The organism is Mucilaginibacter sp., assembly GCF_028288205.1.
In the GTDB taxonomy this organism is placed as follows: Bacteria; Bacteroidota; Bacteroidia; order Sphingobacteriales; family Sphingobacteriaceae; genus Mucilaginibacter.
Window position 1 is genome coordinate 23459 of the sequence record NZ_JAQBOD010000035.1, and the last position, 16468, is coordinate 39926.

Consider the following 16468-nt stretch of genomic DNA (forward strand, 5'->3'; position numbering starts at 1 on the left):
TTTGAAAGTTAAAACAAGAGGCCGTATCATAAAACAAATGATGCGGCCTTTTTTAAAATATAATGAACTTTTGCAAAAGTGCGTGCTGATTACAGGCTTGCCATGTCATCAGCTGCCGTTGGACGGGCAGCATATTTGGTTGTTAATTTTTCGATGCGGTTAACTGCTGTTAAGTCGGTTTTATTTACAGTTGATGATTGGCTGTAGTTTAATTCGTAATCATTTACTGTTCCGCTTAAATCAGCTTTTGCACGGTCATTTACTGTGATGTTAGCAGCAAAAGCATTTAACTTTAATTGTGCAGAAGCATTGTTGTTTAACTTAACATCCAACGCAACGGTTGAAAATGTTCCGTATGATTTAACAGCAGCATTATCATTTACAGTAATTGAACGCAGATCGCTAACGGTAACTAATACTACCAATTTATCTGCAGTGTATGATGATATACGCAATACACCTTCTTTGTCTTGTACTAATGCATTTTGTGCATAGTAGTTGTCATAAACTTTCACCTGGTCCTTATCGCCATTAGTGATATAAACTTCAACATTACCTGATACTTCTATTTTGTTAATGTTGCTTGATGTTGCTACTACAACGGCTTCGTTATTGTTGTTGTTTACAGAAGCATAGGTTAAACTTGTTGTGCTTAATACAATGGCTACCATTGTGATAAGACTTATAATTCTTGTTTTCATTTTATTAAGTATTTGTGTGATTAACTTTTTTATTATTTTAAATACATCAATAAGACGATACCAATTACTAAAGGTTACAGCGAGATAGTGTAAAAACGACACAATGCCTGTTTTACTCGGTGAACTACCTGTATGTGTCGGTGAAAACCCAATAAAAATTAAAGTGCTATGACACGCAAAACGAGATAAATGGAAGTTTTTATAGTCTAAGTGACGTTTTACAGGTAATACTTTTCGCCGTTAAATTTTATTTTACCGGCATCAAGCAGCAGGCGGATGGTATTGAGCCGCTCTTTTTCTATACCGTTTTTAATGGAAGTGACCAATGAGTCAATATCCAGCGGCGAATTGCTTAGCAATTCGGCTATTTCATTAGTGATATCATCAAATACTTCAGACGCGTTGAGTTTGCGCTTTTCTTCCAGGCATACATCACAAATACCGCACTTGTCACTATTGGGTTCGTCAAAATAAGCCAGCAGCAATTGGCTACGGCATTTTTTATGGGCGCAATAAGCAAACACTGCTTCCATTTTTTTAAGATAGGTAGCTTTTCGTTGTTCAATGTATTGCTTGTTAATATATACATTGTTGGGGTGCTGCCTTGATTTTAAATAAGTAACCTGCGGCTGATCGTTTTGGGGAAGATAGCTCAGCACATTATATTCTTGTAACTGTTTTAAACCTTCTATTACCTGTTGCACGCTCATATTGGCGCGTCGCGCTATATCAAATTCCTTTAGCCGAACGTAATTTTCAAAAGCTCCACCGTATGATCGTAACAGCGTTTTAATAAAAGCATCCCAGCCCTGGTTCTGTATCTGGAAATTATATAACTGCTCATTTAACACCTCAAATCTAAAACGCGATGGCAAAAACACACTTTCATTGAATGCCAGGTATTCGTCTTGCTCTAAAAACTTTAACGCATTTAAGGTTTTAATAACATCCAGTTTGTATTGCGCGCAAAAACCACCCAGGTCAAGATCAAAACTTATGCCCGCCCCCGCACCGTAAGCCACGTGGTAATAGTTGGATAAACAATGATAAACCAGCTTTATCTCATCCACTGTCGGAAAGCTTAACTCAAATATCTTATGCTGCCGTGCCCTGTCGGCATTATTATATAGTAAAACCGCATAAGCTTTTTTTTCATCGCGCCCTGCCCTGCCGGCTTCCTGGTAATAGGCCTCCAGGCTTTCGGGCACATCTTTATGTATTACAAAGCGCACATCCGGTTTATCAATACCCATCCCGAAGGCATTGGTAGCTACAATAATTCTTGTTTTATTATTTTTCCAGCTCTCCTGTTTTTTCGAGCGTTCATCAGGCGTTAGGCCCGCATGATAGTAATCAGCCTTAATTCCGTTATCATTATAAAACTTAGCTATTTCTGCACATTCGCGCCTGCTGCGCACATATATAATACCACTGCCCTTTACACCGGTGGCAACATCCAGCATTTTGCGGAACTTATTCTCTTCGTACTGTACCACATAGCTGATATTTTTACGCTCAAAGCTTTTTTGAAAGACGATGCCTTTTTTAAACTGTAGCTTTTCCTGTATATCAATCCTAACTTCGGCAGTTGCCGTAGCAGTAAGTGCCAGTACAGTCACATCCGGATGCAACTCACGCAAATCAGCGATATGTAGATATGATGGCCTGAAATCATATCCCCATTGCGATATACAATGCGCCTCATCAACCGCGATCAGGTTTACCTTCATGTATTTGATACGCTCGCGCACCAACTCAGACAATAATCGCTCGGGAGATAAGTATAAAAACTTAACCGTGCCATAAATACAATTATCCAGCGCTATATCAACCTCGCGCTTGCTCATGCCCGATACTATGGCAACAGCTTCAATGCCTTTTTCCTTTAAATTCTCTACCTGGTCTTTCATCAAAGCGATGAGCGGTGATACTACAATACATATCCCCTCTTTAGCCATAGCCGGCACCTGAAAGCAAACAGACTTACCTCCGCCCGTAGGCAGCAGCGCCAAAGTATCATGCCCCAACAATACAGACTGGATGATATCCTCTTGCATTGGACGAAAGGCATCATGGTTCCAGTAAGTTTTTAGTATTTCCTGTATCGTCATTGTTATGAGAGTCTCAAAACTATTAAAATTAACATGATTTATCGATTTGATTAGGATTTTATGGATCAAAGTATTATCTGAAAATTATATAAATCTTAAAATCCATAAAATCTTTAAATCGTGTTCAGATTAAAATGCAGCAATAGTTTTATCTTAGCGCCTATAAAGTATTAATTGATGAAGCTCCTTAATATAACGATAATATTTTTAATCATAGTCTGTAATGTACAAGCCCAAAAATGGAACGTTGATAACCCTCCCGGCCAGGCAAAAAAAGTCACCATAAATACCAACGAGGGTACCTGGATGAATTTAGATGTAAGCCCCGATGGTAAAAGCATTGTATTTGATCTGTTAGGCGATATCTATACCATACCTGTTACCGGCGGCAAGGCTACTTTATTAACCGGCGGCAAGGCCTGGGATGTACAGCCGCGATACAGTCCTGATGGTAAATTAATATCCTACACCAGCGATAAGGAAGGTGGCGATAATATATGGATAATGAATGCCGATGGCAGCAATAAACACGCTATCACCAAAGAAAGCTTTAGATTATTAAACAATGCCAGCTGGACACCCGATGGGCAATATGTTGTAGCACGCAAGCATTTTACCGGTACGCGTTCGCTTGGCGCCGGCGAAATGTGGCTGTATCATAAAAACGGCGGCGAGGGCGTACAACTAACCAAACGCAAAAACGATCAGCAGGATGCAGGCGAGCCAACAGTATCGCCTGATGGTAAATTTATTTATTGGAGCGAGGATATTACCCCCGGGCCGAAATTCGAATACAGTAAGGACCCAAATTCCGGCATTTATGCCATCAAGCGCCTAAACCGCGAAACCGGCGATATTGAAACCGTTACCGGTGGCGCAGGCGGCGCGTGTCGTCCGCAAATATCGCCCGATGGTAAGTTGCTTGCCTTTGTGAAACGGATCAGGCTTAAATCGGTTTTGTATCTGCGTAGAATTGAAACGGGCGAAGAATGGCCGGTGTATGATGACCTGTCGCACGACCAGCAGGAAACATGGGCTATATTTGGTGTATATCCAAATTTTGGCTGGACACCAGATAGCAAGGATCTTATATTTTATGCAAAAGGCAAAATTTGGAACCTGGATATAAATACACTCAACCCGGTACAAATTCCTTTCGAAGTTTCGTCGCAGCAAAACATTACCGAAGCGCTGCATTTTCCGCAAAAGGTTTTCCAGGATGAGTTTCCTGTTAAGATGATACGCCAGCTTACTACATCGCCCGATGGTAAATTTGTAGCCTTTAACGCGGCGGGCTACATCTATATTAAGGAGTTGCCAAAAGGCGAACCAATGCGCATAGATACCACCAAAGATTTTGAATACAGCCCCCAATTTAGCCCGGATGGAAAATCGTTGGTTTATGTTGATTGGAGCGACGCTTTAAAAGGTTCAATAAATAAAATAGATTTGACCACCCATCAGATAACAAGAATTACTACCGAAAAAGGATTTTACTATACCCCAAAATTCAGTAACCATGGCGATAAAATAATTTATCGTAAAGGCGAAGGCAATGAGAGCCTGGGATTTGCTTTTGGCACTAATCCCGGTATATATATTATCCCATCAGCAGGTGGCACCGCGCAAATGGTTATTAACAATGGCATAAACCCGCGTTTTTCTACAGATGACATTAAAATTTATTACCAAAGCAGCGAGGGCGGTAAGAAAGCCTTTAAGGTAATGGATGTTAGCGGTGCTAACCCAAAAACATTATATACCTCTTCCTACACCACTCAATTTGAACCAAGTCCTGATGGTAAATGGCTGGCTTTTACCGAGCTGTTTAACTGCTACATAACTCCAATGGTGAATACCGGTAACGCTCAGGACTTATCAGCAACTAACAAATCTTTGCCTTTAAGCAAGCTTACCCGTGATGCAGGCACCTACCTGCACTGGAGCAAGGATAGTAAAAAACTAATGTGGACGTTAGGGCCAAAGTATTTTTCACGGGATATTCGTAATGCGTTCTCGTTTGCAAAGGGTGATACTGATAAAACACCTGTTATAGATACCGTTGGTATTGATATGGGCCTGAAACTAAAAACCGATGTACCCGATGGCAAGATAGCCTTCACCAACGTGCGTATTATTACCATGAAGGGTAATGAGGTTATCGAAAAAGGCACCATTATCATCGACCATAACAAGATAGATGCTATTGGTAAATCTGTCGATATACAGATACCGGCAGATGCCAGGGTCTATGACGTTACCGGCAAAACAATTATGCCGGGTATAATAGATGTGCACGCGCATTTACACCCCAGCCCGGATGGTATTTCGCCGCAACAGGATTGGAGCTATTTTGCCAACCTATCCTACGGTGTAACCACCTCGCATGATCCGTCGAGCAATACCGAAATGGTATTCAGTCAATCGGAAATGTTAAAGGCCGGGCGTATGGTCGGCCCGCGGGTGTACTCAACCGGTTCTATATTATATGGTGCCGATGGCGATTTTAAGGTGGTAATTAATAGCCTGGATGACGCGCTTTCTAACCTGCGCCGGTTAAAGGCGGTAGGTGCATTCTCTGTGAAAAGTTATGGCCAGCCGCGGCGTGAACAGCGCCAGCAAATTGTTGAGGCCGCACGCCTATTGCAAATGGAAGTAGTGCCCGAGGGCGGCTCAACCTTTTTTACCAACATGAATATGATCGTGGACGGGCAAACCGGTATTGAACATAGCATACCTGTTTGGCCTGTTTATAAAGATGTTAAAAGCTTATGGAACGATAGTAAAACCGGCTATACCCCCACTTTAATTGTTAGCTATGGTACCCAGTTTGGCGAAAACTACTGGTATGACCGTACCGAAGTTTGGAAGAATGAGCACCTGCTAAACTTCACCCCGCAATATATAGTAGATTCACGTTCGCGGCGCAGGACTACTTCTGAATATGGAGAATATGGCCATATAGAGATATCCAAATATGTAAAGCAAATTGCCGATGGTGGTACCAAAGTTAACCTGGGCGCCCATGGGCAATTGCAGGGCCTTGGCGCGCATTGGGAAATGTGGATGCTGGCACAAGGCGGTATGACTCCGCTGCAGGTAATACGCTGTGCAACCATTAATGGTGCATCATATTTAGGCATGGATAAAGAAATAGGTTCGTTAGAGAAAGGCAAGCTGGCAGATCTGATCGTATTGAACCAAAACCCGTTGGACGATATCCGCAACAGCGATAACATAAAATATGTAATGATAAATGGCAGGCTGTACGATTCGGACAGTATGAACGAGATAGGCAATCACGATAAGCTGCGCATGCGTTTTTGGTGGCAGCTAAACCGCGGCGACAGCGTGAACCTGCCGGTTGGTAATACCGAGACGTATTTGTTTATGAGTGAACATGGAGATTAGCGCATCTTGTTACACTCGCGGTGAAACAAAATGTAACAAGTGAAACAAGATTTTGACTTAAACTATTGATTATAAAATATTTACAAAAAAGTGATGTAACAAAATGTAACAACTTATTCGTCAGTATTTTTAGGCGTAATTTTAATATTGTTCATTGATAATCAAACAATTACAAATTGCTAATTTTAGGAGTGGTGAAACAAGTTATTTGAAACAGATGAAATAAAGTCACCGACAATATAGTACCGCCATTATACCAGTTGCTGCTGCCAGTTTAAGCGTCCACGTTTAAATTAAAAATCCTGCCTGCAAGCGTCTACGCTTGCAAATGTTAACATTCAAGCGTAGACGCTTGAATGGGCAGATTAATTAATACTAAATAGCAAACGCCCAAAGCTTTTCAACTTTGGGCGTTGCTACACATTTAATCTATCACAATTATTTTCTTTCACTCTTCTCACGGTGTGAGAATCCGCCCCAACCTCCGCATAATAGTATATTGTCTTTAATTTTATTATAAATAGTAGCGTTAACTGTGCTGCTAATTATAATTGCACCATTTGTACGTACGGCGGCATCTAATTGGGCAGCAGCCATTCCGCTTATCAGTTTAGTTAAATTTAGTTTGGCTAAAGTCGCAACGTCTGTTTTACCATCAATGGTTATATTTTCGGCTTCCACCTTTATTAAGGCATCATCGTTATAGTCAAGCTCTATAGGTACAACTACGCCGCCCTGAGTGGTAAAGTTCCCTTTTAAAGTAAGCGGTATAGCCGCTGTTGTGCTTTTTACCAGGAGAACCCGCAATTCAATTTCGGTATAAGTGCCGGTATCAATTGCTGCGCTTATTGAAGCAGGGCTAATTGCAAACAGATCAATGTTTGTTAAATTTTTACTGGTGATCTCAATAGCCGTATTTTTCTTTTTGGCTTCTAATTTAAAGGAAGCGATGTTAGCCGTGCCTGATGTCCAGGTAATACTGGCTGAAGTAGCGTTTGTGCTAACCGAATTGGTTGTCATACCGGGTGTTGTAATTGATGCCGGAAGCAAATTACTTGGGTTTGTGGCGCTAAGCGCAAAAGTGACTTGTGTTGCTGATGTAGTAACCGCGCTATTATCCTTTTTACAAGCGTTTAAGGATAAAATGAATGTTAATACTGCAATGCTTTTAATACAATTTGATAAGTTCATTTTTAAATGGGTTTTACTGTAATACGTTTGTTACAAATAATAGTTTCTTTATTTTTAATAGCGTTTAACTCAAAAACCAAATAAGTGCTGATTATCAATTACTTGAGTAATAATTTATTTTTAAACAATAATAAATATTTTCCATTTTGAGTGAGCGGAATAAATGCCTGCTTCATTTTTGTCCACAAAATCCCTCTAACAAAAAAGCCCCCGATAAATCGAAGGCTTTAATATATCTAAAGGTCAACTACCTTTTCGCTATCTCCACATAATCCTTATTAACAGCACCTACATATATTTGGCGCGGGCGGCCTATTGGCTCTTTATTCTCTTTCATTTCTTTCCATTGTGCTATCCAGCCCGGTAAACGGCCAAGTGCAAACAAAACGGTAAACATATCAGTAGGGAAACCTAACGCGCGGTAGATGATACCTGAATAAAAATCAACATTAGGATATAATTTACGCTCAACAAAGTAAGGGTCCTTTAATGCTACTTCTTCCAGTTTCTTAGCAATTTCCAGCACTTCATCATTAATACCTAATTTCTCTAATATATCATCACAGGCCTTTTTAATGATCTTGGCACGCGGATCGAAATTTTTGTAAACACGATGACCAAAGCCCATTAAACGGAAAGGGTCATTTTTATCTTTTGCTTTGTTTATCCATTTATCGGTATCGCCCCCATCTTCTTTAATTTTCTCCAGCATTTCAATTACCGCCTGGTTGGCGCCACCATGCAGCGGTCCCCATAAGGCAGATATACCTGCAGATACAGAAGCATAAATATTAGACTCGGACGAACCTACTATACGCACCGTAGATGTTGAGCAGTTTTGCTCATGATCTGCATGCAGTATTAATAAGGTATTCATAGCATTTACTACCACAGGGTCAACCTCAACATCCTCGGTACGCTGACCAAAGGTCATGTTAAGGAAGTTAGTAACATAATCGTATTTATTTTGAGGATAAATAACGGGATGACCTAATGATTTTTTGTATATCCATGAAACTACAGTAGCCATTTTAGCCAGCATTTTAATAATGCTAAGGTTAAGCTCGTCTTTGCTTTGATTAGGTTTTAAAGATTCAGGGTAAAAAGCAGATAATGAACACACCAATGACGACAATTGCCCCATTGGATGAGATTTTGACGGAAAACCATCAAAAAACTTCTTCATATCCTCATGCACTAAGGTATGGCGGCTTATTTCATATTGGAAATCTTTCAGCTGCTCTGCAGTAGGCAAAGCTCCATATATCAGCAAATAAGCAACCTCTATAAAGGTTGATTGCTCTGCTAATTGTTCAATAGGATAACCACGGTATTTAAGTATACCCAGCTCACCATCTAAAAAAGTGATGGCGCTTTGTGTAGCGCCTGTGTTTTTATAACCAACATCAAGGGTTACATAACCGCTTTGATCTCTCAATTTTGAAATATCAATAGCTTTTTCCCCTTCTGTACCCTCTATTATTGGAAGATCGTATATTTTATCACCTATTTTTAATTGTGCTAAGTCTGACATAGATAGATTTTTGTATTTGCAACAAATATATGCAAATCTGCGTATAATTTAGCTGTAACTATGGTTGGTCAATTGTAAAAAAGTTGTCTTATAAAACTTATTTACAATCAAATCTATCCAATTGGTATATTCGTAGTTAAAATCCACTAAAAAATATAATTATTAATGGCAACAAATGGCCCGCCGGTATTGCTAATTTCTATTTACTATAATATAGGCTTACCGTTAATTGCACTTACGGTTATAGTTTTTTTTATGATTATTACCTATCGGCGCAGCATCAGGAAAGCCGTTGAGTATTACACTGCCAATTTGCCTAACTCTCCGCACCAGCTTAATGCCCTTATTAACTCTCTTAATGATATTATATTTGAGTTTAATGAAGATAAAGTTTGCCTGAATGCCTGGTTCAATGAATTTACCGACAGGGTGATTAACCCCAAAGAACTGGTTGGTAAAAAACTGGAAGATATTTTAGGGCATGAACGTGCATTAAAATTTAATACCGCGCTTGATTATGTTATCAGCACCCGAAAATCGACAGCTGTTGAATATCTTTCTGACCATGGTACAGGCAACTGGCTCATTGCAAAGCTAACACCGGTATTAGATCGGAGTGGAAATTATATGCATCGTATTTCGGCTTCGGTTACTGATATATCTGAACAGAAAAGATATGCCGATGCTTTAAAAGAAAACGAGACATTATTACTTGAGGCGCAGGCAATTGCTAAAATAGGCAATTGGTGGTACGATAATAAAACAAAGCACACCTATTGGTCTGCCAGTTTAGTAGCCATACTGGAAATTAATGGCGTACCCGAGGGTGTTAGCGAGTTTGATTATTATTTAAGCCTTACGCACCCGGATGACAGGGATAATTACCGTGATTTTTTGATGAACCTCACCGTATCGGGCGAGAAGCAATATGAGCACCGTATAATTACACCAAATGGAAACCTGAAATATATTAAGATTGTAAAAGGGGATATCACTTTTGATGAGCACGGAAACATGCTGCGCATATTTGGCATTTTGCAAGATATAACCCAGGCCAGGCTATCAGAAAAAGCGATAAAAAAGGGCCGTACAGAATTAATTGAAGCACAAACCATTGCAAAAATAGGTAACTGGAATTGGGATACTTCGTCGCGTAAATTGGCATGGTCTGATGAAATTACCCATATTTTTGAGGTTGAGCCCCTTTTGTTTGCTCAACCTGGTATAATGCGTTTTCTTTTAAAATTTGTACACACAAACGATAAGTTTATTTTACGGCATTTATTTAAAGGCGCTACCAATAATGCCAACTACACCTGTGTTTTTCGTATAGTTACCCCTAATGGTACCATTAAATATATAAGCGTAATTGTTAGTACGCTGCTTAAAAACGAAGATGGCAGCATATGTGAAATTATAGGCACCTTACAGGATGTTACCGACAGGAAACAGGTAGAAATAGACTATAAACGAACCGAAAATAAATATAAGCTGGTATTAGAAGCTATTAAATTAGCAGCAGTATCATTAGATAACAAGGGCAATATTACTTTTTGTAACCCGCACCTGGCTAATATATTAGGATATACTCCAAAAGAGATATTGGGCATGAACTGGATGGATCAATTCATTCCGCCTAAATTAAATGAGATGGTTAATAACTGGTTTGTAAGCAACACCATTCCTACACAATATATTAATCCGGTAGTATGCCGTAATGGCGAAGAGCGCATTATTAGCTGGCAAAATACAATAAGCTATGATGAGAATGGCTTACTTAAAGAAACTACTGCTATTGGCGAGGATATTACCGATCAGCAAAAGGCAACCCGGGAGCTAATATCAGCAAAAGAGATCGCAGAAAGATCATCGCGTTTTAAATCTGATTTCTTATCAATAATGAGCCATGAGATAAGAACACCGATGAACGCGGTTATTGGCACCACCAATTTATTGTTAAGCGAGGACCCTAAGCCCGAGCAATTAGATTATTTGAATATCCTCAAATTCTCTGGCGAGAATTTGCTTGATATTATTAATGACATACTTGATTACAATAAAATTGAGGCTGGTAAATTAGAGCTTAACCACTTAAAGTTTAATATTCATCACCTTGCTCAAAAAATAAAGCAATCCTTCCAGTCAAAAGCAATAGAAAAGAAATTAACTATTGATTTGCTTATTGATGAGGTTATTCCTGAATATATAACCGGCGATCAAACCCGCCTGAGCCAGATTTTAAATAACCTGATAAGCAATGCGGTTAAATTTACTCATAAAGGCATAATATCCATCCATTTACAAGCCGAAAAAGCAGATCGTAAGCAGATTACCATTAAGTTTACAGTTGCAGACACCGGCATTGGTATATCACCCGAAAACCTGGGAATTATATTTGATCCGTTTACACAAGAGCCAATAATTAATAACAGCAATACCGGCGGTACCGGGTTAGGTCTGGCTATTACCAAACGATTGGTAAATCTTCATAAAAGTGATATTTCTGTTATAAGCGAGCCTGGTAAAGGCACTTCATTCACTTTTACTATTTCATTTATGCTGCCGCAAAACGAGTTAAATGCACCAACTGATACAAACAATTCGCCAATGCTTAACTTATATGGAATGAACGTATTGGTAGTTGACGATAATAAAATGAACCTGCTTATTGCTTCAAGATTCTTAAAAAAATGGCAGGCAAATGTTGAAGAAGCGATAAATGGACAAATAGCTGTTGACATGGTTAACAATAAAGCTTATGACCTTATTATAATGGACCTGCAAATGCCTGTAATGGATGGCTTTGAAGCTACACGGATCATAAAAAGCAGTAATGCCAATATACCAATTATAGCACTTACCGCTGATGCAATGCCCGAAACTTATGCTAAAGCGTTGGCTGCAGGCATGAGCGATTATTTAACCAAACCATTTGTACCGGCTACATTCTTTGAAAAAGTTTCCCAATATTATAAGCAGGTTATTTGAGGGTGAATCTTTGATTATTAAAGATTAGGCCTGTCAGGTTATAAATTCACACCCCTGCTTAACGTTATGTATCTTCAATTTTCAATTAGATCGTATCGCTTCAACAGGATCAAGTTTTGATGCAAACCAGGCAGGCACAATACCAGATATTATACCAATACCAACAGACGTACCCAGACCTATAATTATGTTTTTCATGTAAAGCACAATAGCAATATCTGCCACCCATTTTACTAAAAATGTGCCGCCATATACCATTAATAATCCTATCAGTCCACCCATGAGGCAAAGAATAATAGCCTCTATTAAAAATTGCAATAAGATAAAGTAGTTTTTGGCCCCCAACGATTTTTGAATACCTATAATATTGGTACGCTCTTTTACAGAAACAAACATAATATTAGCTATACCGAACCCGCCTACCAGTATAGAGAATAAACCAATTATAAAACCGGCAATGTTAATTACTTTAAATACAATATCTAATTGATCAGAAAGCATGGTGCTTTCATTTAAGGCAAAATTATCCTCCTGGTTTGATCTTAAGCTGCGAATAGAACGCATTAAGCCTTTTACTTCGCCTTTTACTTCTACTATTGGGATGCCGCCTTTACCCCTTACAACAATCGAAGGGCGATATTTTTCATTTTGAACATCAATTAAATTATGAGCAAAATTTAGCGGCAGTAAAACTTCTTTATCGGCAGATATACCCAGCATGTCTTTACCTTCTTTGGCAAACACACCTATAATGGTTACAAACCTGCCCATTACTTTTATTTGCTTACCAACAGCAGTGCCTCCCGGAAATAAATTTTCGGCAATATCATTTCCTATTATAGTAACAGGGGCACCTGTTTTTGATTCCATTTCTGTAAAATACCGGCCATCCTGAAAATCAAAGTTCCAGGTTTTATTATGGTCTTGGGTAACCGCGTCAATTTGTGCACCATCAACTGTATTACTTCCGTATTTTATAGTACGGTTATCAATACCAATTTCGTAAGAGATAGCTTCGGCTGTTTGGCTGCGTCTTTGCAATTCATCAAAATCCTTTAATTTTGATACCGGTCGCTGCATAAACTTCCACCAGGGATATTCGCCATCTGATACCCATGGCCATTTTTCAACATAAACACTATTACTACCAAGTTTATTTACACTTGTTTGCAGGTTATCACGCAGCGTATCAACCGCCGAAAAAACAGCAATTATGGTAAATATACCTATAGTAACCCCCAATAAAGACAACAGTGTACGCAGCCTGTTTTGTCGCAGGGCATCATAAGCAAACAGAAAGCTTTCTCTGAAAAGTTTTAAAAATATCATATATTTGGATTACACCGGTTTTTTATGATTTCACGGATTTTGTAAACCCTATTATAAAAATAGTGTTATACATTAGATGATTAGTTTGCTATTAAGTTACATTATTTTTCGGTTAATAAATCTGTAAAATTAAGACAGCCATTAACAATCGATGTAATCAAACAATATAATCAGCGTAATCCATAATTATATTTGTACATTTGCGCCCTGAAAATTCATATATATAAGCATGAAATTATCTCAATTTAAATTCAATTTACCCGAATCATTAATTGCACACACACCCGCCGCTACCCGCGACGAATCGCGTTTAATGGTATTACACCGTGATTCTGGCAAGATTGAGCATAAAGTTTTTAAAGACGTTCTGGATTATTTTGATGACCAGGATGTTATGATACTTAACAATACAAAAGTATTCCCTGCCCGCATGTACGGCAATAAAGAAAAAACAGGAGCTACTATTGAAGTATTTTTGTTGAGGGAGCTAAATAAAGAGCTCCGTTTGTGGGATGTTTTAGTTGATCCGGCACGTAAAATACGTGTAGGTAACAAATTATATTTTGGTGATGATGATTTGTTAATTGCCGAAGTTGTTGATAACACCACGTCGCGCGGCCGTACTATTAGGTTTTTGTTTGATGGTACCGAAGAAGAGTTTCGCCGTAACGTAGAAATATTGGGTGAAACACCGCTTCCTAAATACATAAAACGTAAAGCTACTGCCGAAGATAAGGAACGCTATCAAACCATTTTTGCTAAGCACGAAGGCGCTGTTGCGGCTCCTACCGCAGGCTTACACTTTAGTCGCGAACTAATGAAACGCCTTGAACTTAAAGGTGTTGAATTTGCCGAAGTTACCCTGCATGTTGGTTTAGGAACTTTCCGCCAGGTTGAGGTTGAGGATCTGACCAAGCATAAAATGGACTCAGAGCAAATTATCATTGAGCAAAGGCAAGCTGATATAGTAAACCGTGGTATTGAACGTAAAAAACGTATTTGTGCTGTTGGCACCACCAGTATGCGCGCTATTGAGTCGGCCGTATCTGCAAGCAAGACTTTAAAACCGGTTAATGACTGGACCAGCAAATTTATATTTCCGCCATACGAGTTTAGTATAGCAAATTCAATGATCACCAATTTCCACACACCAGAATCAACGTTGTTAATGATGGTATCTGCATTTGGCGGTTATGAACATGTTATGAATGCTTATGAAGTGGCTATAAAAGAAAAGTATCGCTTTTATAGTTATGGCGATGCAATGCTGATTATATAATTAAGATTTGAGATATTAGATGTGGGATTTGAGACAAACTCAAATCCCATTTTTTTTATAATTTAGCTACCCATGAGCAATCCCGATCTCAAGTCTCAAATCTTAAATCCCAAATCTAACTACGCCATTATAGTAGCCGGTGGTTCGGGTAGCAGGATGCTGTCGGTAGTGCCGAAGCAATTCTTATCGCTTAATGGTATTCCGGTTTTGATGCATACCATGTTGGCTTTTTACCAAAGCCAATCACAGCCACAGCTTATCCTGGTACTTCCTGCTGATTTTCATGACTATTGGAAGCAACTTTGTAAAACCCATAATTTTACTATTCCGCACCAGCTAATAAATGGTGGCGAAACACGTTTTCATTCTGTTAAAAATGGGTTAAAACTGGTGCCGGACAACGAGCAGGCGCTTATAGCAGTGCATGACGCAGTAAGGCCACTTACCAATCGCGAGATAATTGATGAGTCATATCAAAGTGCGGCTAAACACGGCAATGCCATTACAGCCGTTAAAAGCCGCGATTCGGCAAGGCAATTAAAAGGCGACACTTCTACCCATTTAAACCGCGACGAAATTTACCTGGTACAAACCCCGCAAACTTTTCAATCGGCCCAACTTAAAAAAGCATATCAACAACCCTATCATACTAAATTTACTGATGACGCAAGTGTGGTTGAAGAAATGGGCGTTAAAATAAATTTAATTAACGGCAGCTATCAAAACATTAAAATAACTTTCCCTGAAGATATTGCTATTGCAGAATTATTGTTGAAAAGCAAATAGACTACAGAAATCTTAGCCGTTACCTTTTGGCGTATCATAATAAACTAATTTACCACTTTTATCGCTTATAGCCGCCCACGTATCTATATCAAATTCTATTAATGCCACAGCACAGGGAGGTACACTATGTATTTTACCTGTTAAATGGTAAAGCACTTGCCCTATGCCGGGGTTATGGCCAACCAGTCCAATAAAATTATGAGTATCAATTAATTGGCTAATTATATCAACAAGATCATCCTGACCGGCCTCATAAATACTGCTAATCTCTTCGGCCGCCGGTATAGATAAATGTTGCGAGAAAACATTGGCCGTACTAATTGTACGCAAAGATGGGCTTGATACCAGTAGCTGCGGAATATGTGAATGTTGCTTTAACCGCCCGGCCATTATGGCGGCATCTTGTAAACCCGACGGCTTTAACGGCCGCTCAAAGTCTGGGTATCCGGTTTCGTGGGTGGCTTTAGCATGCCTTATTAATAATAGTTTTTTCATAGTAAATTTGTTATTTAAACAGGTAGCCCAAACCAATGGAAAACTCCCTGTTCTTAACAACACTAGTACCCGAATCTTGTTGGGTGGTTGATGCAATATTATTTATCCCCAATGAGTAAGCCAGGTTAAATGTTAGTTTATTACGAAATTCAAAACCGGTTGAAAAGCCCAATCCGGCATCAAATTTTTGAGCGTCATCCGCTTTACCAAATTTAACATTATCAGATGTACTACTTCCGGGAGTTTCATAACCCAGCTTACCACCTAAACCCATTGCTATATAGCCTCCGGCTCCAATATAGAAAACTCCAAGATCAGTAAATTTAAACTTCCTTAAAACATTAACCGGTAGCTCCAGATAAGTTAAATGAGTGGTAGTGGTTAACGCATCATTATATACAACAGAACCCTTACCGGCTATACCTATACCTGCCTCCAGCCAAAATCCATTGTTAACCGGCATTTGTGCTGTCCCCCGTATATTAAATGTTTTTATAGAACCCGCTGCAATAATATACGCATTATTAATTTTTTGATAAGCCAACCCACCCGAAATTTTTGCACCATAAGTTATTTGCGCATCTGCATATAAACAGGTTATTAAAAACAGGAAGATAATTATTATTGCTTTTTTCATAATGCT

General features: G+C 39.1%; 11 protein-coding genes. 4 read left to right on the forward strand and 7 right to left on the reverse strand.

The window, feature by feature from the left end:
• Positions 1-89: 89 nt before the first annotated feature.
• Positions 90-701, reverse strand: a complete 612-nt coding sequence (locus JWR23_RS07275) for a DUF2807 domain-containing protein (protein ID WP_299514803.1) — start codon at positions 699-701, stop codon at positions 90-92.
• A gap of 218 nt (positions 702-919) precedes the next feature.
• Positions 920-2812, reverse strand: a complete 1893-nt coding sequence (locus JWR23_RS07280; protein WP_299514806.1) for an ATP-dependent DNA helicase RecQ — start codon at positions 2810-2812, stop codon at positions 920-922.
• Positions 2813-2989: 177 nt separating this feature from the next.
• Between JWR23_RS07280 and JWR23_RS07285 the strand changes: the two genes are divergently transcribed.
• Complete coding sequence (locus JWR23_RS07285; protein WP_299514809.1) at positions 2990-6223, forward strand: amidohydrolase family protein; 3234 nt, start codon at positions 2990-2992, stop codon at positions 6221-6223.
• A gap of 438 nt (positions 6224-6661) precedes the next feature.
• On the opposite strand, the gene JWR23_RS07290 is transcribed toward JWR23_RS07285, so the two are convergent.
• A complete protein-coding gene (locus JWR23_RS07290) occupies positions 6662-7414 on the reverse strand; it encodes a hypothetical protein (protein ID WP_299514812.1) in 753 nt (250 codons plus the stop codon).
• Between the two features lie 247 nt (positions 7415-7661).
• Positions 7662-8948, reverse strand: coding sequence for a citrate synthase (locus JWR23_RS07295; protein ID WP_299514815.1), 1287 nt, complete (start codon positions 8946-8948; stop codon positions 7662-7664).
• A 165-nt stretch (positions 8949-9113) separates the two neighbouring features.
• On the opposite strand from JWR23_RS07295, the gene JWR23_RS07300 reads away from it, so the two are divergent.
• Entirely contained in the window at positions 9114-11936 is a 2823-nt protein-coding gene (locus JWR23_RS07300) for a response regulator (RefSeq protein ID WP_299514818.1), read from the forward strand.
• A gap of 81 nt (positions 11937-12017) precedes the next feature.
• On the opposite strand, the gene JWR23_RS07305 is transcribed toward JWR23_RS07300, so the two are convergent.
• A complete protein-coding gene (locus JWR23_RS07305; protein ID WP_299514821.1) occupies positions 12018-13265 on the reverse strand; it encodes an ABC transporter permease in 1248 nt (415 codons plus the stop codon).
• Positions 13266-13494: 229 nt separating this feature from the next.
• On the opposite strand from JWR23_RS07305, the gene queA reads away from it, so the two are divergent.
• Both queA and JWR23_RS07315 read left to right on the forward strand, forming a co-directional pair.
• Positions 13495-14544, forward strand: coding sequence for a tRNA preQ1(34) S-adenosylmethionine ribosyltransferase-isomerase QueA (gene queA, locus JWR23_RS07310; RefSeq protein ID WP_299501907.1), 1050 nt, complete (start codon positions 13495-13497; stop codon positions 14542-14544).
• A gap of 72 nt (positions 14545-14616) precedes the next feature.
• Positions 14617-15330 carry a 2-C-methyl-D-erythritol 4-phosphate cytidylyltransferase gene (locus JWR23_RS07315; RefSeq protein ID WP_299514824.1) on the forward strand — a complete coding sequence of 238 codons (714 nt, stop codon included), beginning with the start codon at positions 14617-14619 and terminating at the stop codon, positions 15328-15330.
• Positions 15331-15342: 12 nt separating this feature from the next.
• Here the strand turns inward: JWR23_RS07315 and JWR23_RS07320 are convergent, their stop codons facing one another.
• Positions 15343-15825: a histidine phosphatase family protein gene (locus JWR23_RS07320; protein WP_299514826.1), complete on the reverse strand. Its 483-nt coding sequence runs from the start codon at positions 15823-15825 to the stop codon at positions 15343-15345.
• Between the two features lie 10 nt (positions 15826-15835).
• Positions 15836-16462, reverse strand: a complete 627-nt coding sequence (locus JWR23_RS07325) for an outer membrane beta-barrel protein (RefSeq protein WP_299514828.1) — start codon at positions 16460-16462, stop codon at positions 15836-15838.
• Positions 16463-16468 lie beyond the last annotated feature (6 nt).